Below are 25,664 nucleotides of genomic sequence, written 5' to 3'. Positions count from 1 at the left end.
AGTGCGTCAGACGCCGGCGCGCGCCTTCTCCTCGCCCTCGTCGGCCCGCGGGTCCGGGACCGCCGCGGGGGCGTGGTCGTCGACGAGGGTCGTCTCGTCGAAGGGGACGTGCCCGGCGAGGACCTCCGCGACACGTGCTCGGTCGATCTCCTTCGTCCAGGTGCCGACGAGCACCGTGGCGACCGCGTTGCCCGCGAAGTTCGTCAGGGCGCGGGCCTCGCTCATGAAGCGGTCGATGCCGACGATCAGGCCGACTCCGTCGACGAGTTCGGGACGGTGGGACTGGAGGCCGCCCGCGAGCGTCGCGAGCCCCGCGCCGGTGACGCCCGCCGCCCCCTTCGAGGCGATGACCATGAAGACGAGGAGGGAGATCTGCTCGCCGACGGAGAGCGGGTCGCCCATCGCCTCGGCGACGAAGAGCGAGGCCATCGTCAGGTAGATCGCGGTGCCGTCGAGGTTGAAGGAGTAGCCGGTCGGCACGGTGATGCCGACGACGGGCTTGCTGACGCCCAGGTGCTCCATCTTCGCGATGAGCCGCGGCAGCGCGGACTCCGACGAGGAGGTGGAGAGGATCAGCAGGAACTCGCGCCCGAGGTACTTCAGCAGGCTCCAGATGTTGACCCCGGCGACCAGGCGCAGGATCGTGCCGAGCACGACGAAGACGAAGAGTCCGCAGGTCAGGTAGAAGCCGATCATGATGACCGCGAGGGACTTCAGCGCGGCGGCTCCGGTCGCGCCGACGACGGCGGCGATGGCACCGAACGCGCCGACCGGGGCGGCCCACATGATCATGCCGAGGATGCGGAAGACGAGCCGCTGGACGTGGCCGATGCCGCGCAGGACCGGCTCGCCGGCCGCGCCCATCGCCTGGAGCGCGAAGCCCGAGAGCAGCGCGACGAGGAGGGTCTGCAGGACCTCGCCCTCGGTGAAGGCGGAGACGAACGTGGTCGGGATGATGCCGAGCAGGAAGTCCGGGGTCGACTCGCCGCCGCCCGCCGCCTGCTTGGCCCCGGCCTCGGCGATCTCCTTGGTGAGGTGGAGGCCGGAACCCGGCTCCAGGAGGTTGCCGACGAGCAGACCGATCGCGAGTGCGACGGTCGACATCACGAGGAAGTAGCCGAGGGCGAGGCCGCCGACGGCGCCGACCTTGGCGGCCTTGCGGACCGATCCGACGCCGAGGACGATCGTGCAGAAGATGATCGGCGAGATCATCATCTTGATCAGGTTGACGAAGCCGGTACCCAGCGGCTTCAGCTCGACGGCGACGCCCGGCGCCAGGAATCCCACGGCGATGCCGAGCAGTACGGCGCCGATGACGGCCAGGTACAGGTAGTGCGTACGGTCCCGTCGTGCTGCGGCCACGGGCTCCTCCTCGAGCTGATGGGTGCATCCGGTCCTCACGGACTCCGCGACTATCCACCAGCCCGTGACCGGGGTCACGGTTGCGTGCGTTTCGTTCACGGGCGGCCCGTGCGGGAAGAGAACGATTCGGGAACGCAACGCCCCCGAGCAAACTCCGGGGCGCCGACTCCGTGCAGACTTGCCCGCATGCGTCTCGCCCTCCCCCGCCCCCGCAGCCTGGCCGGCCAGCTCTTCGCGATGCAGGTCGTGCTCGTGGCCGTCGTCGTGGCCGGCTGCGCGGTCTTCGCGTACGTCACGGACCGGGCGCAGGCGGAGGAGAACGCGCGGCGGCAGGCCACCGCGACCGCCGCGGCCGTCGCCGACTCCCCCTCCGTGGTCACCGCGGCGGCCTCGGCGGACCCGACGGGCGCGCTCCAGCCGTACGCGGAGGCGCTGCGCGGGCACGCGGGCGTCGCCTTCGTGGTGATCATGGCGCCGGACGGGACGCGCTGGACCCACCCCGATCCGGCACAGATCGGCCGGACGTACCTCGGCCACATCGAGGAGGCGGCGGCGGGCCGGACGCTCTCGGAGACGTACCGGGGGACGCTCGGCCCCTCCGTCCGCACGGTGACGCCCGTCCGGGACGCGGACGGGCGGGTGGTCGCGCTCGTCAGCGCCGGCATCACCATCGAGAAGATCAGCGAGCAGGTACGGGGACAGGTGGCCGCGCTCCTCGGCATGGCGGGCGCGGCGCTCGCGCTCGGCGGAGCGGGGACGTACGTCGTGAACGCCCGGCTGCGCCGCCACACGCACGGCATGAACGCGGCGGAGCTGAGCCGCCTGCACGACTACCACGAGGCCGCGCTGCACGCGGTGCGCGAGGGGCTCGTCATGCTCGACGGACAGCGCCGGGTCGCCCTCATCAACGACGGGGCGCGCGAGCTGCTCGGCCTCGGCGAGGCCGTCGTCGGCCGACCGGCCGCCGAGCTCGGCCTCCCCGCCCCGCTGACCGGCGCGCTGCTCTCCTCGGAGCCGCGCGTCGACGAGACCCACCTGACGGCCGACCGGGTGCTCGTCGTCAACACCCGCCCGGTGGTGGGCGGGGAACGCCGCGGCACGGTCGTGACGCTCCGGGACCGCACGGAACTCCAGTCATTGTCCGGCGAGTTGGACTCCGAGCGCGGATTCACGGAGGCGCTGCGCTCACAGGCGCACGAGGCGGCGAACCGGCTGCACACGGTCGTCTCGCTCGTCGAACTCGGCAAGGTGACCGAGGCGGTGGAGTTCGCGACGGCGGAGCTCGAACTCGCGCAGGCGCTCACGGACCGGGTCGTCGACGCGGTCGGCGAGCCGGTCCTCGCGGCGCTGCTGCTCGGGAAGGCCGCCCAGGCGAACGAGCGGGGCGTGGAGCTCGTCCTGACCGACGACAGTCGCGTCGACGACGGCGGGGTGCCGGCGTCGCTTCCCTCCCGTGACCTGGTCACCGTCCTCGGCAACCTCGTCGACAACGCCGTCGAGGCGGTGAGCGGCACCCCGCACGCGCGCGTGACGGTCACGATCGCGGGCGGCGACCCGCTGCTCCTGCGCGTGAGCGACAACGGCCCCGGCGTCCGCCCGGCCGACCGCGACGCGGTCCTCGGCCGCGGCTGGACCACGCGCGGCCCGGGCCGCGGCCTGGGCCTGGCCCTGGTCGGCCAGGCGGTCACGCGGGCGGGCGGCACGCTGACGGTGACGGAGGCGGAGAACGGCGGAGCGGAGTTCACGGCGCGGCTGCCGAGGGCGGGCAGGACGGAGAAGGAGACGGGATGGGGCGCGGCGGGGTCGGAGGCGGCGGACCCGAGCGCGTCGGCGCCGGGCACTGCCGGCCCGGACGTCGCTGCGCCGGGCACTGCCGGCCCGGGGGTTGCCGTGCCAGGAGTGGCCGGCCCGGGCGTTGCCGTGCCGGGAGTGGCCGGGCCGGGCGTTGCCGTGCCGGGAGTGGCCGGGCCGCGCACGGCGGAGCCGGACCTGGCGGAGCCGGGCGGGTCGGTGCCGGGCGTGGCCGGCCCGGGCGTTGCCGTGCCGGGAGTCGCCGGGCCGCACACGGCGGAGCCGGACCTGGCGGAGCCGGGCGGGTCGGCGCCGGGCGTGGCCGGCCCGGGCGTTGCCGTGCCGGGAGTGGCCGGGCCGCACACGGCGGAGCCGGACCTGGCGGAGCCGGGAGGGTCGGCGCCGGGCGTTGCCGCTCCGGGCGTGGGCGCCCTGGGGCGGGTTCGCGGGGCGGGAGCGCGTATCGCCGAGGGGGGCTCGTGAGCGGGGGCGGGGGCGTGCGCGTGCTCGTCGTCGAGGACGATCCCGTCGCCGCCGACGCGCACGCGCTCTACGTCGGTCGGGTCGACGGGTTCTCCGTCGTCGGGGTCGCCCACTCGCGGGCCGCCGCCGTGCGGGTGCTCGACCGGACGCCCGTCGATCTGATCCTGCTCGACCTGTACCTGCCCGACGGCCACGGTCTCCACCTCCTCCGCGCCCTGCGCGCCGCCGGGCACGGCGCCGACGTCATCGCCGTGACCTCGGCGCGGGACCTGTCGGTCGTCCGCGAGGGCGTGTCGCTCGGGGTCGTCCAGTACGTCCTGAAGCCCTTCGCCTTCGCGACCCTGCGGGACCGGCTCGTGCGGTACGCGGAGTTCCGGGCGTCCGCCGGGGAGGCCTCCGGGCAGGACGAGGTGGACCGGGCCCTCGCCACCCTGCGGGCCCCGCACCCGAGCAGCCTCCCGAAGGGGCTCAGCGCCCCGACCCTGGAGGCGGTGACCCGCGCGCTCCGCGAGACCCCGGCCGGCCTGACCGCCGCCGAGGCGGGGGCGGTGGTCGGGATCTCGCGGATCACGGCCCGCCGCTACCTGGAGCACCTGGTGACCGAGGGCCGGACGGTACGGGCTCCGCAGTACGGGCAGGTGGGGCGGCCCGAGCTCCAGTACCGCTGGCTCGACGGGCGCCCGGGAGGGCGTTGAGAGGAACGCGCCGATCGCGCCGATCGCGTCGTTACCGGGGGGTTCGCACGTTCCTACGACCTCGCACGTTGGGCGAAGGCACCGTAGCCAGGCGTCGCCCGCCGCCCCTACCGTGGCCGCGTGCACCAACCCTCTCCCCCCTTCGACGGCCCCGCCGCCCGCCGCCTGCGCGAGGGCCTCGGCATGGCCCCCGACCATGTCGCGTACGGTCTGCGCGCCCAGTACGGCATGCTCGTCCCGCCCGAGACGGTCGTCGCCTGGGAACGCGGCCGGGCCCTGCCCACGGCGCAGGAACTGAGCGCGCTCGCGGGCGTCCTGTGGTGCGCCCCGGCCGAGCTGATCGCCGTCGCGTCGACGCTGCGCGAGCACCGGATGGCCCGCGGGCTCTCCGCGGAGGACCTGGCGCGGCTCCTGGGCATGGCGGCGCACGCGTACGGGCGGATGGAGGACGAGGGCCGCTGGCGCGGCACCGAGCGCCAGACCGCCGCGCTCGCCGAGATCCTCGGTCTCGGCCCGCGCGAACTGATCACGGCGACCGGCGGCGACGAGGCCCTCGCGACGCTGCTGCGCGACGCGGCGACGACGCGATGGCAGGCGTACGTGAAGCCCGCGCTCAAGCTCGTACCGCTGCCGAAGCGGACCGTCGAGCCCGCGCTCCAGCGCCTGCACACGGACTACCACGCGCGCATGGCGGCGACGAGCAGTTGGGGCGCGTCGGGGGCGACGGGCGACGAGGGCCGGGCGTATCTGGAGGAGATCACGGGGCACTTCTGGGCGGCGGTGGGCGAGTAGCGCTCCCCGCCCCCTAGATTGGCCGCGTGAGACGACACATACCGTTCGAACGACTCCACAACTTCCGTGACCTGGGCGGATATCGGACCGCCGACGGCGGGACCGTGCGGTGGGAGACCCTCTACCGCTCCGACTCGCTCGCCAAGCTCGCGACGTCCGGACCCGAGGACCTCGACCGCTTCCGCGCGCTCGGCGTCACCACCGTGATCGACCTGCGCTACCCGTGGGAGATCGCCGCGAAGGGGCGTCTGCCGGAGAGCGAACCGGCCGCCTGGCACAACCTGTCCATCGAGCACCGGCCGTACGACCAGGCGGAGATCGACCCCGAGCTCGACCCGTGGCGCTACCTCGCCGACCGCTTCGCCGAGGTCGCGGAGGACGGCGCGGAGGAACTCCGTACGGCCCTGGAGGTCGTCGCGGCGGCCGACGGGCCGCTCGTCTTCCACTGCGCGTCCGGCAAGGACCGCACGGGACTGCTCGCGGCGGTCGTCCTCGCGCTCCTCGGCGTCCCCGACGAGGAGATCCTCGCCGACTTCGCCCTGACGGAGCTGGCGACGGAGCGGCTGATCGCCGACTGGAAGGCCTCCCACCCGGGCCGCGAGCTCCGCTGGCCGGGCTACGGCCGGGCCCCGGCCGAGATCATGCGGCTGTTCCTCGCGGATCTGCGGGACCGGTACGGATCGGTGTACGGGTACGTCACCGGCCACGTGGGCCTGGACCCGGCGGTGGTCGAGGCGCTGAGGTCCCGCCTGGTGGAGGCGGGCTGACGGCCCTCGGACCGGCTTCAGCGCCGGTCGAAGCTGAACAGCTGGCCGGCCGCGTCGGGCGCGCACGGCGCCTGGGCCAGGCGGGCCCAGACCGCCGTGCGGTCGCCGACGACGGTGACGCAGCTGCCGGGCGTGGCGGAGCCCGCGGGCACGATCCGGTAGCCCTCGACGGGAGTGCCGTACGGCTCCAGGGCGAAGGTCTCGACCCGGGTGGGGTCGCCGCACTCGGAGTCCTCGTACGCGGCGCCGGGTATCCGGCCGCCGGAGGGGATGCCGGAGCAGCCGGGGCCGTAGTCGGGGTGGTCCGAGGCGATGCGCCACCGACCGGAGCCCGCCGCCTCCAGGGAGTACAGCGGCACGCCGGCGTCGGGGCACGGCAGTTGGTGGATCTGTCCGCTCCGCGTCCCGCGCCGCTCGCCGAGGCACAGGTCCTGCCCGACGACCCGGATGCGGACGTCCCCGGCGGCGGGCGCCGTGAGCACCCGCGGCGGGTGGCCACCGTGCCCGTCGCGCAGGGCGGCGACGAAGCTGACCCCGGCGAAGCCGAGCCCGGCGAGGGCCACGCCGGCGACGACTCCCCGCCGCATCCGCGCCCGCGCGGCGGCCCGGGCCCGTCCCGCGGGCTCCGGGTCCGCGGACGCCCCGCCGGGGGCTCGCGCCTCCTCCGGCCGGACTGCGGAGGTCCCGGCACCCTCCGGCGGGACGCCGGGCGGGACCTCCGGCGTGCGGAGGTCCGGACCCGCGGCCTCGCCGGACGGGGCACCCCGTCCCGGGCCCACCGGGCCGACCGGACCGACCGGGGCCGCTGGGGCCGCCGGGGCCGCCGGGGCCGCCGGGCCGACCGGGCCAGCCGGGCCGGCCTGGCCCGCCGGGTCGTCGCCCCGTGCCGCCAGGCGCTTCCGGGTCGTCAGCCAGTCCTCCAGCCGCCCCGGGTCCGCCCCGCACGCGCGGACGTACGACGCGAGCAGTTCCTCGCGCGGGACCGTCGTGCGGGCCAGCATGTTCGCCACCGTGGAGCGCGGGAGGACGTCCCCGTGCGCCTCCGCCCTGTTCGCGAGCTCGCGGTAGGTCAGGCCCGACCAGTCCTTGAGGGCCTGGAGGCAGGCGAGGAACTCCGCCGCGGTCCGCGCCTCGCGCGGGTCGGGTGCCCGGTCCCCCGGCGTCATCTGCCCGTCTCCCCTCCGCCGGACCGTTGTGGGACATGTCCGGGACAAGCCTCAAGCCTTGTTGATCTCGCTCGTTCGCTCAAGAGTGGATTTCGGCCGGGCGGGACGCCGGGCGTGACGCCGGGCGTGGGCGTGGCGCCGGGCGTGACGCCGGACACGCGAAGTGGCCCCGACCCTCCACGGGGGGAAGGTCGGGGCCACTCGGGCGGGTCCGGGTCCCGGATCGGATCCGGGACGGGTGGGGACCTAAGTCCCTTCCTGCGGGTCGGTCGGTCCGGTCAGAAGACCGACTCGGCCTCGCGCATGCGGTCCTCCGGGACCGTCTTCAGCCGCGTCACGGCATCGGCCAGCGGCACCATCTCGACGGCCGTGCCCCGCAGCGCCGTCATCCGTCCGAACTGACCCCGGTGCGCGGCCTCGACCGCGTGCCAGCCGAAGCGGGTCGCGAGCACACGGTCGTACGCCGTCGGCGTGCCGCCGCGCTGGACGTGACCGAGGATGACCGGGCGGGCCTCCTTGCCGAGGCGTCGCTCCAGCTCGACGGCGAGCTGGTTGCCGATGCCCTGGAAGCGCTCGTGACCGAACTGGTCGATCTCGCCCTTCTTGTACTCCATCGAGCCCTCGGCCGGGTGCGCGCCCTCGGCGACGCAGATGACCGCGAACTTCTTGCCGCGCGCGAAGCGCTCCTCGACCATCTTGACGAGGTCGTCGACCTGGAAGGGCCGCTCGGGGAGGCAGATGCCGTGCGCGCCGCCGGCCATGCCGGACTCCAGGGCGATCCAGCCGGCGTGGCGGCCCATCACCTCGACCACCATCACGCGCTGGTGGGACTCGGCGGTGGTCTTGAGGCGGTCCATGGCCTCGGTGGCGACGCCGACGGCGGTGTCGAAGCCGAAGGTGCGGTCCGTGGAGGAGATGTCGTTGTCGATCGTCTTCGGGACGCCGACGACGGGCATGCCCGCGTCGGAGAGCATCCGGGCGGCGGTCAGGGTCCCCTCGCCGCCGATCGGGATGAGGACGTCGATGCCGTACTTCTTCGCCAGGTCGGGGGCCGATTCGGCGGCCTCCCGCAGTCGGTTGCGCTCCAGGCGGGCCGAGCCGAGGATCGTGCCGCCGCGGGCGAGGATGCCGCTGACGGCGTTGAGGTCGAGGGGCCGGTAGTGGCCGTCGAGGAGGCCCTTGAAGCCGTCCTCGAAGCCGATGACCTCGTCGTCGTGGCCGGTCAGCGCCCGGTGCACGACCGACCGGATGACTGCGTTCAGGCCGGGGCAGTCGCCGCCTGCCGTGAGAACTCCGATGCGCATCGTGCTGTACTCCTGCTCGGTCGCGGTCCGTTATGAGCCACGGCAATTCTCACACGCTCCGCCGGGCGGAGCCGCTCGTCGCCCCGCCGCGCGTCACTCTGCGCGACATTCCGGGGGTCTTTGGTCCCGCCGCTCCGGGGCCTTCGTCCGGCGGGCGATTTACCCCTCGCCGGGGGTACTGTCAAGGGGGTAATGCCGTCCTGTCGGGGCTATTCGGATGCCCTCGGTTGACGGCGAGGACCACCCCCGTTTCCGCAGGACTGGACAGGAGACCACGGCGTGACGCGCAGCGTGTACGTGACCGGGATCGACCGCGGTGACGGCCGCCAGGTCGTCGAGCTGGGAGTCATGGAGCTCCTCACCCGCCAGGTGGACCGCGTGGGGGTGTTCCGCCCGCTGGTCCACGACGGACCCGACCGCCTGTTCGACCTCCTGCGGTCCCGCTACCGGCTCACGCAGGACCCCTCGACGGTCTACGGCATGGACTACCACGAGGCCTCGGACCTCCAGGCCGAGAGAGGCACCGACGCCCTCGTCTCCGAGATCGTCGAGCGCTTCCACACGGTCGCCCGCGAGTACGAGGTCGTCCTCGTCCTCGGCACCGACTTCGCCGCCACCCAGCTCCCCGACGAGCTCGCCCTCAACGCCCGCCTGGCGAACGAGTTCGGCGCCTCCGTCATCCCCGTGGTCGGCGGCAAGGGCCAGCCCTCGGAGTCCGTACGGGCCGAGGCGCGCAACGCGTTCCGGGCGTACGACGGTCTCGGCTGCGACGTCCTCGCGCTGATCGTCAACCGGGCCGCCCCCGAGGACCGGGAGATCATCGCCGAGCGGCTCTCCGCCCGGCTGCCCGTGCCCTGTTACGTCCTGCCGGACGAGCCGGCGCTCGCCGCGCCGACGGTCGCCCAGATCACCCACGCGCTCGGCGCGCAGGTCGTCCTCGGCGACGACGCGGGGCTCGCGCGCGACGCCCTCGACTTCGTCTTCGGCGGCGCGATGCTGCCAAACTTCCTCAACGCCCTGACGCCGGGCTGCCTCGTCGTCACCCCCGGGGACCGCGCGGACCTGGTCGTCGGCGCGCTCGCCGCGCACTCGGCCGGCACCCCGCCGATCGCCGGCGTGCTCCTGACGCTGAACGAGCGGCCCAGCAACGAGATCCTGACCCTCGCGGCCCGGCTCGCGCCCGGCACCCCGGTCATCTCCGTCTCGGACAACAGCTTCACCACCGCGTCCGAGCTCTTCGCCCTCGAAGGGAAGCTCAACGCGGCCACGCCCCGCAAGGCGGAGACGGCGCTCGGGCTCTTCGAGCGGCACGTCGACACCAACGACCTCCTCAAGCGGGTCTCGGTCGCCCGCAGCGGCCGGGTCACGCCGATGATGTTCGAGCACGAGCTGCTCGAACAGGCGCGCGCCGACCGCCGCCGCGTGGTGCTCCCCGAGGGCACCGAGGACCGCGTGCTGCGCGCCGCCGACGTCCTGATCCGCCGTGACGTCTGCGACCTGACGCTCCTCGGCGACGTCGAGACGATCCGCAAGAAGGCCGCGGACCTGAGCGTCGACCTCGCCGACACGCAGCTGATCGACCCGCAGACCTCGGAGCTGCGCGACGCGTTCGCGGAGAAGTACGCGAAGCTGCGCGCCCACAAGGGCGTGACCGTCGAGCTCGCGTACGACGTGGTCTCCGACGTGAACTACTTCGGCACCCTGATGGTCCAGGAGGGCCTGGCCGACGGCATGGTCTCGGGCTCCGTGCACTCCACGGCCGCCACGATCCGGCCCGCCTTCGAGATCATCAAGACGAAGCCGGACGCCTCGATCGTCTCCTCGGTCTTCTTCATGTGCCTCGCCGACAAGGTCCTCGTCTACGGCGACTGCGCGGTCAACCCGGACCCGAACGCGGAGCAGCTCGCGGACATCGCCGCCCAGTCGGCGGCCACCGCCGCGCAGTTCGGCGTCGAGCCGCGGATCGCGATGCTCTCGTACTCGACGGGCACCTCGGGCTCCGGCGCGGACGTCGACAAGGTCCGCGAGGCGACGAAGCTGGTCCGCGAGGCCCACCCCGAGCTGCGGATCGAGGGCCCGATCCAGTACGACGCCGCCGTCGAGCCCTCCGTCGCGGCGACGAAGCTGCCGGACTCCGAGGTGGCGGGCCAGGCGAGCGTCCTGATCTTCCCCGACCTCAACACCGGCAACAACACCTACAAGGCCGTGCAGCGCTCGGCCGGCGCCGTGGCCGTCGGGCCGGTGCTCCAGGGCCTGCGCAAGCCGGTCAACGACCTCTCGCGCGGTGCCCTCGTCAGCGACATCGTCAACACGGTCGCCATCACGGCGATCCAGTCCCAGGCCCAGGAGATCCCGGCATGAGCACCCCCACCCGCGCACTGGTCCTCAACTCCGGCTCCTCGTCGGTGAAGTACCAGCTGATCGACATGGCGGACGACAGCCGTCTGGCCCAGGGCCTCGTCGAGCGGATCGGCGAGGAGACCTCCCGGCTCGTGCACACCCCGCTCCAGGGCGGTGGCGGCGCGAAGCGCGAGACGAACGGTCCGATCCCCGACCACGCGGCGGCGCTCAAGGCGGTCGCGGAGGAACTGGCGGCGGACGGCCTCGGCCTGGACTCCCCCGAGCTGGCCGTGATCGGCCACCGGGTCGTCCACGGCGGGCTGCGGTTCACCGCGCCGACGGTCGTCGACGACGAGGTGCTCGCGGAGATCGAGCGGCTCGTGCCGGTGGCGCCGCTGCACAACCCGGCGAACCTCACCGGCATCCGCACGGCGATGGCGCTGCGCCCGGACCTCCCGCAGGTCGCGGTCTTCGACACGGCCTTCCACACGACGATGCCGGAGTCGGCGGCGCGGTACGCGATCGACGTGGCGACGGCGGACGAGCACCGCATCCGCCGGTACGGCTTCCACGGCACCTCGCACGCGTACGTCTCGCGCGAGACGGCGAAGCTGCTCGGCAAGGCGCCGGAGGAGGTGAACGTGATCGTGCTGCACCTGGGCAACGGGGCCTCCGCCTCGGCGGTGGCGGGCGGCCGGTGCGTGGACACGTCGATGGGCCTGACCCCGCTGGAGGGTCTGGTCATGGGCACCCGCTCGGGCGACATCGACCCGGCGGTGACCTTCCACCTGAAGCGGGTGGCGGGGATGTCGGCGGACGAGATCGACACCCTCCTGAACAAGAAGTCCGGTCTGGTCGGGCTGTGCGGCGACAACGACATGCGGGAGATCCGCCGTCGCGTCGACGAGGGCGACCCGGCGGCCACGCTCGCCTTCGAGATCTACGTGCACCGCCTGAAGAAGTACATCGGCGCGTACTACGCGGTGCTCGGCCGGGTGGACGCGGTGGCGTTCACGGCGGGCGTCGGCGAGAACGCGGCCCCGGTGCGGGAGGCCGCCATCGCGGGCCTGGAGGAGCTGGGGCTCGCCGTCGACGCGGACCTCAACGCGGTCCGTTCCGACGAGGCCCGGATCATCTCGCCGAACTACGCGCGGGTGGCGGTGGCCGTGGTGCCGACGGACGAGGAACTGGAGATCGCGCGGCAGAGCTTCGCGCTGGTCCAGGGTCCGCACTAGGACCCCACGGGGGGCGCTCATTTCGCGCCGGTTGAGCTCGAACGAGTGAACGATTGAGCACCCCCACGCCCATTTGTACTTTCCGCCAGTCGGAATATTCCGCAGAGAAACAAACCGATAGGATCCGCCTCATGCGCCGTTCCAAAATCGTCTGCACGCTGGGCCCCGCCGTCGACTCGTATGAGCAGCTGAAGGCTCTCATCGAGGCCGGTATGAACGTGGCCCGATTCAACTTCAGCCACGGCTCCCAGGCAGAACACCAGGAGCGGTACGACCGCGTCCGGCAGGTCTCCGCGGACACCGGGCACGCCGTCGGCGTCCTCGCCGACCTCCAGGGCCCGAAGATCCGCCTGGAGACCTTCGCCGAGGGTCCCGTCGAGCTGGTGCGCGGTGACGAGTTCACCATCACCACCGAGGACGTCCCCGGCGACAAGTCGATCTGCGGCACGACCTACAAGGGTCTGCCCGGCGACGTCTCCAAGGGCGACCAGGTCCTCATCAACGACGGCAACGTCGAGCTCCGCGTCGTCGAGGTCGACGGCCCCCGGGTCAAGACGATCGTCGTCGAGGGCGGCGTCGTCTCCGACCACAAGGGCATCAACCTGCCCGGCGCGGCCGTCAACGTCCCCGCCCTGTCGGAGAAGGACGTCGACGACCTCCGCTTCGCGCTCCGCATGGGCTGCGACATGGTCGCCCTGTCGTTCGTCCGCGACGCCAACGACGTCAAGGACGTCCACAAGGTGATGGACGAGGAGGGCCGCCGGGTCCCCGTCATCGCCAAGGTCGAGAAGCCGCAGGCCGTCGAGAACATGGCCGCCGTCGTCGACGCCTTCGACGCCGTCATGGTGGCCCGCGGCGACCTCGCCGTGGAGTACCCGCTGGAGAAGGTCCCGATGGTGCAGAAGCGCCTCGTGGAGCTCTGCCGCCGCAACGCGAAGCCGGTCATCGTCGCCACCCAGATGATGGAGTCGATGATCACCAACTCCCGTCCGACCCGCGCCGAGGCGAGCGACGTCGCCAACGCGATCCTGGACGGCGCGGACGCGGTCATGCTCTCGGCCGAGTCCTCGGTCGGCGCCTACCCGATCGAGACCGTCAAGACGATGTCGAAGATCGTCGCCGCGGCCGAGGAGGAGCTCCTCTCCAAGGGCCTCCAGCCCCTCGTACAGGGCAAGAAGCCGCGCACGCAGGGCGGTTCGGTCGCCCGCGCGGCCTGCGAGATCGCCGACTTCCTGGGCGGCACGGCGCTCGTCGCCTTCACCCAGTCCGGCGACACGGCCCGCCGCCTGTCCCGCTACCGGGTGCAGCAGCCGATCCTCGCCTTCACGACGGACGAGAACACCCGCAACCAGCTCACCCTGAGCTGGGGCGTCGAGTCCTTCGTCGTCCCGCACGTGGACAACACCGACGCGATGGTCGACCTCGTCGACGCCGAGCTCCTCAAGCTCCAGCGCTTCAACGCCGGCGACATCATGGTCATCACGGCCGGCTCGCCCCCCGGCGTCCCCGGCACGACGAACATGGTCCGCGTCCACCACCTCGGCGGCGAGCGCGACTGACCCCGTCGCGCGCGTGAGTGACACACGAGGAAGCCCCCGTCCGGTGCGGACGGGGGCTTCCTCGTTGGCTCCGACGCCGTACGGGGACGTCAGCTGCGCTCGATGGTCTGGCGGAGGCCCGGCACCTTGAGGGTGCCGCCGAACTGACCGGCCTGCTTGAGCTTCACGTTGCTGAAGAACGCGAAGGGGACGTCCAGCGGCGGCGGGGACTCCGGGCCGAAGGTGATCGGGATGATGCCGAAGAGGTTGCCCTTCAGCTCCTCCGTGTACATGGTCACCGTGTTGTCGCGGATGGTCGACGTCGAGCCCTTGGTGGAGCGGACGTGCCCCGTGTAGCCCTCGGGGTAGACCACCATCTGGTGCAGGTCCTTGATGTCGACCGAGCTCGCGGTGAACTTCAGGACCTTCTTGATCTTGCCGCTGCCGGTCTTCACCTCGACGATGCCGTGGTACTTGAGGCCGTTCAGCGTGAGCAGCGTGCTCTCCAGGCGCCACGGGTCGTCCGGGAGCAGCGGGATGCCGGGCTCCAGTTCGGCCGCCGCGAGCGCCTCGGGGTCGGGCTCGGGGCACGGGAAGTGCGGCTTGGCGCCCTCGGGTATGGACTCGTCCGGCCTGGCGTCGAGGCCCTGGGCGCTCTCGGGGAGCTCCTCGACCTTCGCACCGGCCTCGGCGGCCGCCTTCTTGATGGCGTCCTTGGTGGCGGACTCGGTGGCGGACTCGGTGGCGTCCTTGGTGGCCGACTCGGTGGGGTCGGTGGAGGGGGCGGTGGTCGGCTTCGGCGCGGTCGTGGCGGGCGCGGAGCCCGTCGCGGTGGGCTTGGGCGCCGCCGTGGCGGGCGCGGCCGTCTCGTCGTCCGCCGCCGCCTCGACGCGGTCGGCCGGGGCCTGGGTGGTCGGCGCGGCCGTGGGCGCCGTGGTGGCCGTCGGCTCCGGGTCCGGGCCGTCGAAGAGGTCCCGGAGCGCGTCGCCGACCCCCAGCGGGTCGAGCGGGTTGGTCGACTTCGTCGGCGAAGGGGTGCTCGTCGGCGTCGCCGTCGGCGCGGGCTCCTCGGCGGCCTCCTGGGCGCCGCCGGCACGCTGCGCGGTGGCCTCACCGGTGGCGGTGGCCGTCGGGGTGGCCGTCGTCGTGCTGGTGGCGTCGGGGCTCGCCGTCGCGGAGGCGGTGGCCGTCGGCGCACCCGTCGCGGTGGCGGACGGGCTCGCGGTCGGCTGGGCGGTCCCGCCCGGCTTCGCGCTCTCGCCCGGCTTGGCGGACTCCGTCGGCTTGGCGCTCTCCGTCGGCTTCGCCGTCTGCTCCGGCGTCGTCGCCTCGGGCGTCGGCTCGTCGGAGCGGGTCACGCACGGGCCGGGCGCGAAGGGGATGTCCTTCTCGTCGGCGAGGGCGACCTTGGGCGTGAGGCCCATGCCCACGAACACGGCGGTCGGCATGGCGGCGAGCGCCATGGCCTTGCCGGCGGGGCCCTGGATCATGTTCAGCAGCGACTTGCGCGGGGCCGCGTGCCGCGGGCCCGTCCTCCCGAGCGCAGACTGCGTCTCGTCACCCCGCACTGTTCCTCCCGCCATTGGCGTCGATCGTCGATTCGGTCGCGTGGTGCTCCGCCTCGGGCTGCTCGGGGATGCCGTCGAGCGCGTCGTCGTCGGCGGCGGCGTCGCGGGCCCCGGAGTCGTCGAGCGCCTCATCCACCGGCGGAGCGGGCGCCCAGGCGATGGACATGCCGCCGCCGACGAGCGCGAGCAGGAAGCCGATGAGGAGACCGCCGAAGTTGGAGACGGGGATGGACACCAGACCGAGCACGATCGTGGCGACACCCGCGAAGACCCGGACGATGGGCTGGTACCACATCGTCAGGCCGAGCGTGATGAGCAGGACGCCGATGATGAGCGCGCCGGCCCCGGCGGTCGTCTTCATCGCGAGGCTGACGTTGCCGAGCCGCAGGTCTCCGTACGGGAGGTAGGCGATCGGCACACCACCGAGGATGGTGAGCAGGCCGGCCCAGAAGGGTCGGGTCTGCCGCCAGACCTTGAACCGGTTGTCCTGCTTGGGGACTCCGTGGGAGGCGGAGATCTCGGCGCTCATGGAAACAGCTCCCTGGAAGCGGTGTTGCTGAGAAGAGAGAAGCGGGGACGGGCCCCGGAGCGGACGCGGGCCGCCGGAGCGACCCGCATCCTGAGTGCGAGGGCGGATCAGCCCTGGAAGCACTCCTTGTCGGTGCCCCGGTGCAGGGCCAGCTTCAGGTCGGGGAGCTTGAAGGTGGCGGCCGTGGTGGCCCACGCCTTCTGCTTGACCTTGGTCAGCGTGACGTTGTCGGCACGCTGGGCGAAGCCGGCGGTGTTGGCCTTGGTGTTGGGCTGGATGCCCTGGCCACCCTCCTTCTTCGGGAGGCTGCCGGCCGCGACGCCGATGTCGATCTGCTTGAACTCGGCGTCGGCCTCGAGGTACGAGACGTCGAGGTACAGGTCCTTCGCGTAGACCTGCTTGTCGGTGTTGCCGGACTTGGCCGCGTCGCTGCCACCCGCCTCCAGGCGGAGGGTGATGGGGCCGAGACCCGGAACCGGCGTCACGACGGACTGGCACATGTTGGTGATGCGTGCCGTGTCGAAACCGGAGACCGCGACCGGCTCGTGGAACGGCGTCTTCTCGTCCAGCTTGGTGCCGCTGTCGACACTGCCGTACTGGACGAACTGGGTACCGACGAGCTTGTCGGTGGTGACCTTGAACTCCTGGCCGGAGATGGCGAAAGAGGCCGCCAGCGCGCCCTGCGCGAGGCCGACACCGACCGCTGCGGTCGCGGTCAGGCTCGGCACCATGACGACCGCGAAACGCTTCCACCTGGTCCCGCCACGAACCTGGGACTTCATGAGAATTCCTCCTTCTCGGACGTACACATCCGCGCGGGCCTGGGCCCGTTCGGGATGGGAGAAGAGCTACGTCCTCGGGAAGGGCACCGCCGGGGCGTCAGGCGGCGTCATGCGCGTCCGAATCACCGGCGATCACTCCCGAGCGACAACCATGAGCCACGCTTTGCGCGTGACCGGATTGGACAGGCCCCGTTCGGTGAGATCGGGAACCCCCCTGTCCACGGCCGGCGCCAGGGGCACCGGCCACGCCCGGTGGGGACCCTCGCCGCGACCCGGTTGGTTGCCGGGGTGGTGCGGTTCGGACCGAGCGTCGCCGATCGTGGTCCATTCCGGGCCCTCGCACAAGGGGTTCATTACTCGCTAGTAACGGGTCGGTGACGAGCTCGTGGCGGGGTGGTCCCGGACGGCCACACAGGGTGGAGGGAAGTGAGCCGGAATGTCGGCCGAAGGAGTGAAAAACACGGGCAAAAGGCGCCCACTCATTTACTGCAAGTAACAGCGGCCGCGATTACCAAGTTTTGGTAAAGCGCGGCCGCTGTGTATCGCTGTGTCGCCAAATCGTCAGGCGATTCGGCCCATCTGAGAACTGTCAGGAGCAGATCAGAAGAGCACCCGGGCGAGGGCCTGCCGGGCCGCCGTCACGCGCGGGTCGTCGGCGCCGATCACCTCGAAGAGTTCCAGGAGCCGCAGCCGCGCCGCGTCCCGGTCCTCGCCGAACGTGCGGCGCACGGTCTCGACGAGCCGGCCGAAGGCGTCCTGGACGTGACCGCCGACGAGGTCGAGATCGGCGGCGGCGATCTGCGCCGGGACGTCGGCAGGGTTGTCGGCCGCGTTCTTGCGGACGACACCCGGGTCGAGGCCCTGGACCCGCTGGAGCAGCTCGGCCTGCGCGAGGCCGAGCTTGGCCTCGGGGTGGCCGGGGTCGTCGGCGAGCACGTTCTTGTACGCCTGGACGGCGCCGCCGAGGTCCCCGGCGTCGAGCGCGACCATGGCCGCTTCGAGCAGCGCGTCGTACGGGCCGGCGGGGTTCGCGGCCGGGGCGGCGCCCTCGGCGTCCGCGTCCACCCGGATGCCCGTGAGGCCGAAGCGCTCCTCGCCGATCTGGATCAGCTGGTCGAGGGTCTCCCGGATCTGGGCCTCGGGGACCGCGCCCTGGAAGAGCGGCAGCGCCTGACCGGCGACCACCGCGAAAACGGCCGGAATTCCCTGGATGCCGAACTGCTGCATCAGCATCTGGTTGGCGTCGACGTCGATCTTCGCGAGGAGGACGCGGCCGTTGTACTCGACGGCGAGCCGCTCCAGGAGGGGGCCGAGCTGCTTGCACGGCTCGCACCACTCGGCCCAGAAGTCGAGGACGACCGGGACCTCGGCGGAGCGCTGGATGACATCGCGCTCGAAGCCGGCCTCGTCGACGTCGATCACCAGGGCGGACGGGGACACGGCGGCGGGGCCACCCTTCCGGGCGGCCTCGGCACGGGCCTGCTCCGCCTTGGCCTTGGCCTCTCCGGCCGCCTTCACCGCGGCGAGGTCGACGACGCCGCTCATGGACATGTTTCGGGGCTGCATGCCTACATCCTCCCCCTTCCGCGCGCGTCACCGTCACGCGGTGGCCGAACCGCGTACGTCATGGCTGAACCGCGCCGTCCGCGCGCCTCCCGCCGGTGATTGCGAGACGCGCGGACGACACGGTTCCTCGTCTTCGTCGTGCATGCGGTCATCGGATCCCCACCCGATGGCCCGCCGGGTCCCCACCCGGCTCAATTGGTTGTCGCTCAGGCCGCTCATTGCCTTTCGCTACAGGTCGTAGCGTAACTCTCCGGGGGGAGCGGGCGGGAGGGGCCGGGCCCCGATCCGTACGGTGAACTGCCTCACATCGCGCACCTCTGGCGCCCTACCTACCGACGGGTATGGTCGACGTCCATGTGTAGCAGCACCCCCCGCACCAGCCGCACCGGACGGCCACGCTCCACCGAGGCCGACACCGCCATCCTGGAGGCGACCCGCGCCGCCCTGGTGGACCTCGGCTGGTCCAAGCTCACGATGGGGGACGTCGCCGCCCGCGCCGGGGTGGCGAAGACGACCCTCTACCGCCGTTGGGCCAACAAGAACGAGCTCGTGGTGGACGCCGTCGCCGTCCTCTTCGACGAACTCGAACTGCCCGACCTGGGTTCCCTCCAGGCCGACATCGAGCACGTCGTCCTCCAGTTCGCTGCGCTCCTCCAGCGCCCGGAGACCAAGACGGCGCTGATGGCGGTGGTCGCCGAGTCGACCCGCGACGAGCCGCTCCGCGAGCGGATACGCGCCTCGATCGTCGACCGGCAGAAGCGGCTCGTCCTCGCCGGCCGCCGCCGGGCGCAGCAGCGCGGCGAGCTGCCGTCGGACCGCGACCCGTTGGCGGTGGACGCCACGGACGACCTGATCTTCGACGTGATCGCGGGCGCGGTCGTCCACCGCGCCCTGGTGAGCGCGGAGCCGGTCGACGCGGCGTGGGTGGCCCGGCTCTCGGCCCTGCTGGTGGGCGGCCTCGGCGCGGTGGCGTCGCTGGGCTGAGGGCCGGGGGCCGAGGGCCCGGGGGCGGAGGACCGAGGGCTGAGGACCGGTGGCTGAGGACCGGGGGCGGAGGACCGGGGCCGAAAGTCGGAGGTGGTCACGGGGTGCCGACCTCTACGGTGGCGACCGTGACGATTTCTCTCCCTGACCCGGTCCGCGCCCTGCTCGACGCCCCCAACCCGGCCGTCCTCGCCACGATCCAGCCCGACGGCTCCCCGCAGAGCTCGGTGGTGTGGGTCGGCCGTGACGGCGACGACGTCCTGATCTCCAGCCAGGACGGCCGCCGCAAGATCAAGAACATCCGGGCCGACGCCCGTGTCAGCCTCACCGTCCACGACGGGAGCGCCGAGTTCCGTTACGCGGAGATACGCGGCACGGCGACGGTCACCGAGGACACCGGCCGGGCGCTGGCCGTGGCGCTGGCGGAGAAGTACGAGGGCGAGGGCGCCGGCCGGGAGTACCTGGAGCTGCCGCCGGAGGACGTGCGGGTCGTGGTCCGGATCACCCCGGCGAGGGTCGTCGGCACGGCGGCGAAGTAGCGGACGCGGCAAGCGCGAAGGGGCGGTACGGGATTCCCGTACCGCCCCTTGTCGCACGAGGGGATCAGAAGCCCGGGGGCTCCACGTACACGCCCCACTCGTCGCGGAGGACGCCGCAGATCTCGCCGAGCGTGGCCTCCGCGCGGACGGCGTCGAGCATCGGCGCGATCATGTTCGAGCCGTCGCGGGCCGCCGCCAGCATCGCGTCGAGGGCCGCCTTGACCTTGGCGTCGTCGCGGCGCTCCTTGCGCTCGCCGAGGACGCGGACCTGCTCCCACTCGACCTCGTGGCTGACGCGGAGGATCTCCAGGTCGCCGGTGACGGAGCCGTGGTGGACGTTGACGCCGACGACCCGCTTGTCGCCCTTCTCCAGGGACCGCTGGTACACGAAGGCGGACTCGGCGATCTCGCCGGTGAACCAGCCGTCCTCGATGCCGCGCAGGATGCCCGAGGTGATCGGCCCGATGGGGTGCAGGCCGTCCGGGTGGGCGCGGCGGCCGCGCTCCTTGATCTGGTCGAAGATCTTCTCGGCGTCGGCCTCGATGCGGTCGGTGAGCTGCTCGACGTACCAGGAGCCGCCCAGCGGGTCGGCGACGTTGGCGACGCCGGTCTCCTCCATGAGCACCTGCTGGGTGCGGAGCGCGATCTCGGCGGCCTGCTCGCTGGGGAGCGCGAGGGTCTCGTCGAGGGCGTTGGTGTGGAGGGAGTTGGTGCCGCCGAGGACGGCGGAGAGCGCCTCGACCGCGGTGCGCACGACGTTGTTGTACGGCTGCTGGGCGGTGAGGGAGACACCGGCGGTCTGGGTGTGGAAGCGGAGCCACTGCGCCTTGTCGGTCTTGGCGCCGTAGACCTCCTTCATCCAGCGGGCCCAGATGCGGCGGGCGGCGCGGAACTTCGCGATCTCCTCGAAGAAGTCGAGGTGGGCGTCGAAGAAGAAGGAGAGGCCGGGGGCGAAGACGTCCACGTCGAGGCCGCGGCTGAGGCCGAGCTCGACGTAGCCGAAGCCGTCGGCGAGGGTGTACGCGAGCTCCTGCGCGGCCGTCGCCCCGGCCTCGCGGATGTGGTAGCCGGAGACGGAGAGCGGCTTGTACGCGGGGATGCTCGCCGCGCAGTGCTCCATGAGGTCGCCGATGAGGCGCAGGTGGGGCTCGGGCTCGAAGAGCCACTCCTTCTGCGCGATGTACTCCTTGAAGATGTCCGTCTGGAGCGTGCCGTTGAGGATGCCCGGGTCGACGCCCTGGCGCTCGGCGGCGACCAGGTACATGCAGAAGACGGGGACGGCGGGCCCGGAGATCGTCATGGACGTGGTCACGTCGCCGAGGGGGATGTCCTTGAAGAGGACCTCCATGTCGGCGGCGGAGTCGATGGCGACGCCGCAGTGGCCGACCTCGCCGAGGGCGCGGGGGTCGTCGGAGTCGCGGCCCATGAGGGTGGGCATGTCGAAGGCGACGGAGAGGCCGCCGCCGCCGGCGGCCAGGATCATCTTGTAGCGCTCGTTGGTCTGCTCGGCGTTGCCGAAGCCGGCGAACTGGCGGATGGTCCAGGTCCGGCCGCGGTAGCCGGTCGGGTGGAGCCCTCGGGTGAAGGGGTACTCGCCCGGCCAGCCGATGCGCTCGAACCCCTCGTAGGTGTCGCCGGGCCGGGGCCCGTAGACCGGCTCGACCGGATCCCCGGAGAGCGTGGTGAAGTCCGCGTCCCGCTTGCGGGCCTTGTCGTAACGGGCCTGCCAGCGACGGCGGCCTTCCTCGATGGCGTCAGCGTCCATGCTTCGAATTTACTAGGACGTCCTAGTAAATGTCGATGGCAAACCCCCGCACATGCGTGCGGGGGTGGGGTTCGCTCAGGCCTTGACCGGCCCGCTCAGGCCTTGACGGGCTCGGGGGCCGCCGTGCCCGCGATCAGCGCGCGCGCCTCACGGGTGACCTTCGGCTCGACGAAGAACGAGGCGAAGGGGATGCAGCCGGCGGCCAGCACCCACAGCAGCCGGCCGAAGGGCCACTTCGCCTTGGAGCCCAGGTCGAAGGCGAACAGCACGTAGACGATGAAGAGCACACCGTGGATCTGGGAGATCAGCATGGTGTCGCCGACCTCGAACACGTACTTGGCGACGATCGCGCCCGTGAAGACGAGGAGCCAGATCGCGGTGACGTAGGCCATGACGCGGTAACGGGTCAGCACAGTCTCTTTCATGCCATCGAGCGTAAGGGAACGTTCCGGGCGATCTTCGCGGGGGTCAGCTCTCGTCGAAGTCGGCCGCCGCCACCCGCAGCGGGCGCAGCATGGCGAAGATCTCCGCGCACTCCTCGGCGTCGTACACCCCGAGCCCGAACTCCATCTCCATCAGGTCGCGGGTCGCGGACTCGACGACCTCGCGCCCCTTCTCGGTGATGGAGGCGAGGGTGCCGCGGCCGTCGTTGGGGTTGGGCCGCTTGTCGACGAGACCCGACTTCACGAGCCGGTCGACCGTGTTGGTCACGGAGGTCGGGTGGACCATGAGCCGCTCGCCGATCTTGGACATGGGCAGCTCGCCGGCCTTGGAGAAGGTCAGCAGCACCAGCGCCTCGTACCGCGCGAAGGTCAGCCCGTACGGCTTGACGACCGCGTCGACCTCCGCGAGGAGGATCTGGTGGGCGCGCATGATCGAGGTGATCGCGGCCATGGAGGGGACCGGGCCCCAGCGCTTCTGCCAGAGTTCGTCGGCGCGTGCGATGGGGTCGAAGGGGAGACTGAGCGGCTTCGGCACGCGTCGACCTTACCGACAGGTCACATGCCGGTCAGCCTTGTCTCGCCTTTCGGTCGCGCGCAGCCCGGCCGCGGCGGCGAGCAGACACAGGGTGCCGACGACTCCCGTCCCCGCGACGACGGCGTGCGCGGGGGCGAACTCGGCGGCGAGTCCCGCGCCGGCCATGCCGACGCCCTGGACGGTCATCATCCCCGCCGACATGAGCGTCATGGCCCTCCCCCGCTGCTCCTCGGGGACGGCCTCGACGAACCAGGCGTCGAGGCCGAGGGTGTACGCGCCGGTGGCCCCGGCCAGGAAGAGCGCGAGGGCCGCGAGCGGGACGCCGGGGGCGGGGGCGTAGAGCAGGTACGGGAGGACGCCGGCGACGGCGAGCGGCAGGACGATCCGGGAGCGGGTGGCGGCGGACAGGAACGACCCGGCGAACAGCTCCCCCGCGATGGTCCCGACGGGCAGCGCGCACATGAGGAGGCCGAGGGCGGCGGTGGAGACGCCGATCTCGTCGGCGTACGGGGCGGCGAGGGCCTCGGGGACGACGGCGAAGAGCGGCGGCACCCAGAACATCACCATGAGCGCGCGGACGCGGCGGTCCCTCAGCACGGCCCAGGTCCCGGCGAGCCCCTGCCGCTCCCCGGCGGCCCGCGCGGGCCGCCGGACGGTCCCGAACCGCAGCAGCAGTGCGGAGGCGAGGAACGTGACGGCGGTGACGGCGAGGGCCCCGCGCGGCGGGACGACGGTGAGGAGCACGCCGCCGACGGCGAACCCGGTGAGCAGCGCGCTCTGCGACACGATCCGCAGCAGCGACCGCCCCAGGACGAAGAGGTCCCCCTCCCCCAGGATGTCGGCGAGGGTCGCCATCCGGGTTCCGTTGAAGACGGGCGAGACGACGGCGACGGCGCACCGCAGGACGAGGAGCAGGGCGACGGGCGTGACGGGCGCGACCATGACGGCGACGCAGGCGGCGCAGAAGAGGTCGCAGACGACGAGGATCCGCCGGGGCGGAAGCCGGTCGGTGACTCCCGCGAGCAGGGTCCCGCCGACCAGGTAGGGCAGGAAGCCGAGGGCGAAGGTGAGCGAGGAGAGCAGCGGCGAGCGGGTGAGCTCGTAGACGAGCACGGTGAGCGCGAGCTCGCTGACGACCACCCCGAGCAGCGAGAACAGGTGCGCCACGAACACCACCCGGAACTCCCGCACGGCGAAGACGGCGCGGTATCCGGGGGCGGGCGGTGGCGTCGGCTCGTGGGCGGGGACGGGTGCGGGCGCCGCCGGGGGCGTGCCGGTGTCGTTCGTGGGCATGCGAGCAGGGTGCCGAAGGGGCTGGGGCCGCCCTAGACTTTCGGCCCCAGCCGAATCTTCAGAGCCGTCATTGAGGGGTCCCGTGCCGTACCACCTGCACTTCGGCGAGGCCGATCCGCTGCGGATCCGGTTCGCGATCTCGCCGCTCTGGGAGACCCACTCCGCCGTCCGCGTGCTCGCGCGGCCCCGCCAGCAGGCGTACCACCTGCCGTGGATGCGGCGGATCGCGGGCGCCGCCCGGGAGCTCGATCTCCGGCCGCTGCACCTGCTGATGCCGCGGAGCGGGCACAGCCCGGACTTCCTCTATCCGCCGCCCCTCGGGCCCGCCGCGTCCTTCGAGGACGAGATCGAGGCCGTACGGGAGACGGACCCGGCCCTCGTCCTCGACGACTTCCGGCGGGCGCTCGCCGACACCCCGGGCGCGGCCGAGAGCCCGGAGGGGCGGCGGCTGCTCGCGGATCCCGCCGGGGCCGTGGGGCGGCTCGCCGACCTGCTCGCGCTCGCCTGGGAGGCGCTCGTCGCGCCCGACTGGCCCCGGCTCCGCGCCCTCCTGGAGGCGGACGTGGCCCACCACGCGCGGCGGCTCGCGGAGGGCGGGCTGGAACGACTCCTGGGCGAGGTGCACCCGTCGTTCGCCTGGGACGCCGGGACGGCGACGCTCACCGTCGACTACAACGGGGACCACATCCGGCCCCTCGACGGGCAGGGGCTCGTCCTCATGCCCTCGGTGTTCACCTGGCCGGACGTCGTGAGCGGCTTCGACCCGCCGTGGCAGCCCACGGTCGTCTACCCCGCGCGCGGGATCGGCGGCCTGTGGTCGGAGGCGGGGGGTCGCACCCCGGAGGTCCTGGCGCGGCTGCTCGGGCCCGTGCGGGCCGACGTGCTGTGCGCGCTGGAGGAGCCGACGGGGACGACCGCGCTCGCGCACCGCCTCGGCAGGGCTCCCTCCTCCGTCTCCGCGCACCTCTCCGTCCTGCGCGACGCGGGGCTCCTGACGTCCCGGCGCTACGGCCATCAGGTGCTGTACGAGCGGACTCCGCTGGGCATCGCGGTGTCGCAGCCGGACGCGATGTGACCGTTATGTCACGATGTCGCCGCCGCCTACCGTCCCGTACCCGACTCGCGAACCGCATGGGGGCCGGATGTCCCGCCGTACCCGCCGCACCGCCACCACGCTCGCCTCCGTCCTCGTCTCCGCGCTGCTCCTGAGCGGGTGCGGCGGCGACGACGAGCCCGCCGCGCGGACCCCGGTCGGCCCGCCCCACTCCTCGGGCGAGGCCCCGGCGCCCTCCGCGGGCTCGCCCTTCTGGGTCGACCCGGAGAGCGACGCGGCGAAGCAGGTCCGCCAGTACGAGGCCCAGGGCCGGACCGAGGACGCCCGGATCCTGAGGCGCATCGCCGAGCAGCCGGTCGCGGACTGGCCGGCCGGGGACGATCCGGTCCCGGAGGTGACGCGCGCGGTGAGCGGCGCCGCCGCCGAGGGCAGGACGGCGGTCTTCGTCGCGTACAACATCCCGCACCGCGACTGCGGGATGTACTCGGCGGGCGGCTCGCACGACGGCCAGGCCTACCGTGCCTGGGTCGACGCCTTCGCCTCGGCGATCGGCGAGGCCTCCGCGATCGTCGTCCTCGAACCGGACGCGGTGCCGCACATCGTGGACGGCTGCACCCCCGCCCAGTACCACGACGAGCGCTACCAGCTGCTGACCGAGGCGGTCGAGCGGCTCAAGCGCCAGCCCCGCACCCGGGTCTACCTCGACGCCGGCAACCCGGCGTGGATCAACGACCCGGGCAAGCTCGTGGAGCCGCTGCGCCGGGCGGGGATCGCCCGCGCGGACGGCTTCTCGCTGAACGTCTCCAACTTCCAGACGAACGAAGCCGTCCGGGGCTTCGGCTCGACGCTCTCGGGCCTCCTGGGCGGCACCCACTTCACCGTGGACACCAGCCGGAACGGCGACGGCCCCCTCCCGGGTGACCGGGCGGAGGCCTGGTGCAATCCGCCGGGCCGGGCCCTCGGCGTACCGCCGACGGACCGGACCGGGGACGAGCTGGTCGACGCCTATCTGTGGATCAAGCGGCCGGGCGACTCGGACGGCCAGTGCCGGGGCGGCCCGGCGGCCGGGACCTGGTGGCCGGACTACGCCCTGGGGCTGGCCCGCCGGGCGAAGTCCTAGCCGGGAAGAGGGA

The 25,664-nt window shown here is 72.8% G+C and carries 22 protein-coding genes; 11 read left to right on the top strand and 11 right to left on the bottom strand.

Annotation, left to right across the window (positions count from 1 at the left end; genetic code table 11):
- Positions 1 to 6: 6 nt before the first annotated feature.
- On the bottom strand, positions 7 to 1,362 hold the full coding sequence (locus AB0G79_RS25420) for a cation:dicarboxylase symporter family transporter (protein WP_360810195.1): 1,356 nt from the start codon (positions 1,360 to 1,362) through the stop codon (positions 7 to 9).
- A 186-nt stretch (positions 1,363 to 1,548) separates the two neighbouring features.
- On the opposite strand from AB0G79_RS25420, the gene AB0G79_RS25415 reads away from it, so the two are divergent.
- The 4 genes from AB0G79_RS25415 (at position 1,549) to AB0G79_RS25400 (ending at position 5,890) form a co-directional block, all read left to right on the top strand.
- Positions 1,549 to 3,636 (top strand): ATP-binding protein, encoded by a 2,088-nt coding sequence (locus tag AB0G79_RS25415; protein ID WP_360810193.1) that lies wholly within the window; start codon positions 1,549 to 1,551, stop codon positions 3,634 to 3,636.
- Positions 3,633 to 4,331 (top strand): response regulator, encoded by a 699-nt coding sequence (locus AB0G79_RS25410; protein WP_360810191.1) that lies wholly within the window; start codon positions 3,633 to 3,635, stop codon positions 4,329 to 4,331. The genes AB0G79_RS25415 and AB0G79_RS25410 overlap by 4 nt, the downstream gene beginning before the upstream one ends.
- Before the next feature lie 120 nt (positions 4,332 to 4,451).
- Positions 4,452 to 5,123 carry a helix-turn-helix transcriptional regulator gene (locus tag AB0G79_RS25405; protein WP_360810189.1) on the top strand — a complete coding sequence of 224 codons (672 nt, stop codon included), beginning with the start codon at positions 4,452 to 4,454 and terminating at the stop codon, positions 5,121 to 5,123.
- A 26-nt stretch (positions 5,124 to 5,149) separates the two neighbouring features.
- On the top strand, positions 5,150 to 5,890 hold the full coding sequence (locus AB0G79_RS25400; protein WP_360810187.1) for a tyrosine-protein phosphatase: 741 nt from the start codon (positions 5,150 to 5,152) through the stop codon (positions 5,888 to 5,890).
- Between the two features lie 17 nt (positions 5,891 to 5,907).
- Here AB0G79_RS25400 and AB0G79_RS25395 read toward each other — a convergent pair whose 3' ends face one another.
- A complete protein-coding gene (locus AB0G79_RS25395) occupies positions 5,908 to 7,056 on the bottom strand; it encodes a helix-turn-helix transcriptional regulator (protein ID WP_360810185.1) in 1,149 nt (382 codons plus the stop codon).
- Between the two features lie 278 nt (positions 7,057 to 7,334).
- Positions 7,335 to 8,360, bottom strand: coding sequence for an ATP-dependent 6-phosphofructokinase (locus tag AB0G79_RS25390; protein WP_360810183.1), 1,026 nt, complete (start codon positions 8,358 to 8,360; stop codon positions 7,335 to 7,337).
- Positions 8,361 to 8,639: 279 nt separating this feature from the next.
- Here AB0G79_RS25390 and pta point away from each other — a divergent pair, with 279 nt between their 5' ends.
- The 3 genes from pta (at position 8,640) to pyk (ending at position 13,494) form a co-directional block, all read left to right on the top strand.
- Positions 8,640 to 10,721 (top strand): phosphate acetyltransferase, encoded by a 2,082-nt coding sequence (gene pta, locus AB0G79_RS25385; protein WP_360810181.1) that lies wholly within the window; start codon positions 8,640 to 8,642, stop codon positions 10,719 to 10,721.
- Entirely contained in the window at positions 10,718 to 11,935 is a 1,218-nt protein-coding gene (locus AB0G79_RS25380; RefSeq protein WP_360810179.1) for an acetate kinase, read from the top strand. The genes pta and AB0G79_RS25380 overlap by 4 nt, the downstream gene beginning before the upstream one ends.
- A 131-nt stretch (positions 11,936 to 12,066) precedes the next feature.
- The gene (gene pyk / locus AB0G79_RS25375; protein WP_360810177.1) at positions 12,067 to 13,494 is read left to right on the top strand and encodes a pyruvate kinase; all 1,428 of its coding nucleotides are present in this window, start codon (positions 12,067 to 12,069) and stop codon (positions 13,492 to 13,494) included.
- Positions 13,495 to 13,583: 89 nt separating this feature from the next.
- Here the strand turns inward: pyk and AB0G79_RS25370 are convergent, their stop codons facing one another.
- The 4 genes from AB0G79_RS25370 to AB0G79_RS25355 all read right to left on the bottom strand — a co-directional run bounded on the left by AB0G79_RS25370 (position 13,584) and on the right by AB0G79_RS25355 (position 17,918).
- A complete protein-coding gene (locus AB0G79_RS25370) occupies positions 13,584 to 15,056 on the bottom strand; it encodes a hypothetical protein (RefSeq protein ID WP_360810175.1) in 1,473 nt (490 codons plus the stop codon).
- Positions 15,031 to 15,570, bottom strand: coding sequence for a DUF6114 domain-containing protein (locus AB0G79_RS25365; protein WP_360810173.1), 540 nt, complete (start codon positions 15,568 to 15,570; stop codon positions 15,031 to 15,033). Before AB0G79_RS25365 ends, AB0G79_RS25370 begins: the two co-directional genes overlap by 26 nt.
- 107 nt (positions 15,571 to 15,677) lie before the next feature.
- Entirely contained in the window at positions 15,678 to 16,352 is a 675-nt protein-coding gene (locus tag AB0G79_RS25360; protein ID WP_360810171.1) for a DUF6230 family protein, read from the bottom strand.
- 600 nt (positions 16,353 to 16,952) lie between these two features.
- A complete protein-coding gene (locus AB0G79_RS25355) occupies positions 16,953 to 17,918 on the bottom strand; it encodes a tetratricopeptide repeat protein (protein ID WP_360810169.1) in 966 nt (321 codons plus the stop codon).
- A gap of 354 nt (positions 17,919 to 18,272) precedes the next feature.
- Here AB0G79_RS25355 and AB0G79_RS25350 point away from each other — a divergent pair, with 354 nt between their 5' ends.
- Together AB0G79_RS25350 and AB0G79_RS25345 are read left to right on the top strand one after the other, a co-directional pair.
- A complete protein-coding gene (locus tag AB0G79_RS25350) occupies positions 18,273 to 18,902 on the top strand; it encodes a TetR/AcrR family transcriptional regulator (RefSeq protein ID WP_360810167.1) in 630 nt (209 codons plus the stop codon).
- A gap of 119 nt (positions 18,903 to 19,021) precedes the next feature.
- On the top strand, positions 19,022 to 19,441 hold the full coding sequence (locus tag AB0G79_RS25345) for a PPOX class F420-dependent oxidoreductase (RefSeq protein ID WP_360810228.1): 420 nt from the start codon (positions 19,022 to 19,024) through the stop codon (positions 19,439 to 19,441).
- A 64-nt stretch (positions 19,442 to 19,505) separates the two neighbouring features.
- Here AB0G79_RS25345 and AB0G79_RS25340 read toward each other — a convergent pair whose 3' ends face one another.
- The 4 genes from AB0G79_RS25340 to AB0G79_RS25325 all read right to left on the bottom strand — a co-directional run bounded on the left by AB0G79_RS25340 (position 19,506) and on the right by AB0G79_RS25325 (position 23,477).
- Entirely contained in the window at positions 19,506 to 21,206 is a 1,701-nt protein-coding gene (locus tag AB0G79_RS25340; RefSeq protein ID WP_360810164.1) for a methylmalonyl-CoA mutase family protein, read from the bottom strand.
- 95 nt (positions 21,207 to 21,301) lie between these two features.
- Positions 21,302 to 21,631 (bottom strand): DUF3817 domain-containing protein, encoded by a 330-nt coding sequence (locus tag AB0G79_RS25335; RefSeq protein ID WP_360810162.1) that lies wholly within the window; start codon positions 21,629 to 21,631, stop codon positions 21,302 to 21,304.
- A gap of 43 nt (positions 21,632 to 21,674) precedes the next feature.
- On the bottom strand, positions 21,675 to 22,184 hold the full coding sequence (locus AB0G79_RS25330; RefSeq protein ID WP_360810160.1) for a MarR family transcriptional regulator: 510 nt from the start codon (positions 22,182 to 22,184) through the stop codon (positions 21,675 to 21,677).
- Between the two features lie 9 nt (positions 22,185 to 22,193).
- Complete coding sequence (locus tag AB0G79_RS25325) at positions 22,194 to 23,477, bottom strand: MFS transporter (RefSeq protein WP_360810158.1); 1,284 nt, start codon at positions 23,475 to 23,477, stop codon at positions 22,194 to 22,196.
- Between the two features lie 82 nt (positions 23,478 to 23,559).
- Here AB0G79_RS25325 and AB0G79_RS25320 point away from each other — a divergent pair, with 82 nt between their 5' ends.
- Both AB0G79_RS25320 and AB0G79_RS25315 read left to right on the top strand, forming a co-directional pair.
- Positions 23,560 to 24,552, top strand: coding sequence for a DUF5937 family protein (locus tag AB0G79_RS25320; protein WP_360810156.1), 993 nt, complete (start codon positions 23,560 to 23,562; stop codon positions 24,550 to 24,552).
- Between the two features lie 67 nt (positions 24,553 to 24,619).
- Complete coding sequence (locus AB0G79_RS25315) at positions 24,620 to 25,651, top strand: glycoside hydrolase family 6 protein (protein WP_360810154.1); 1,032 nt, start codon at positions 24,620 to 24,622, stop codon at positions 25,649 to 25,651.
- Positions 25,652 to 25,664: the final 13 nt, after the last annotated feature.

Origin of the sequence: Streptomyces sp. NPDC020807, from assembly GCF_040641575.1 — a bacterium.
GTDB lineage: Bacteria > Actinomycetota > Actinomycetes > Streptomycetales > Streptomycetaceae > Streptomyces.
The sequence above is the reverse complement of the archived record's forward strand: the minus strand, read 5'-3'. Positions and strand labels throughout refer to the sequence as shown.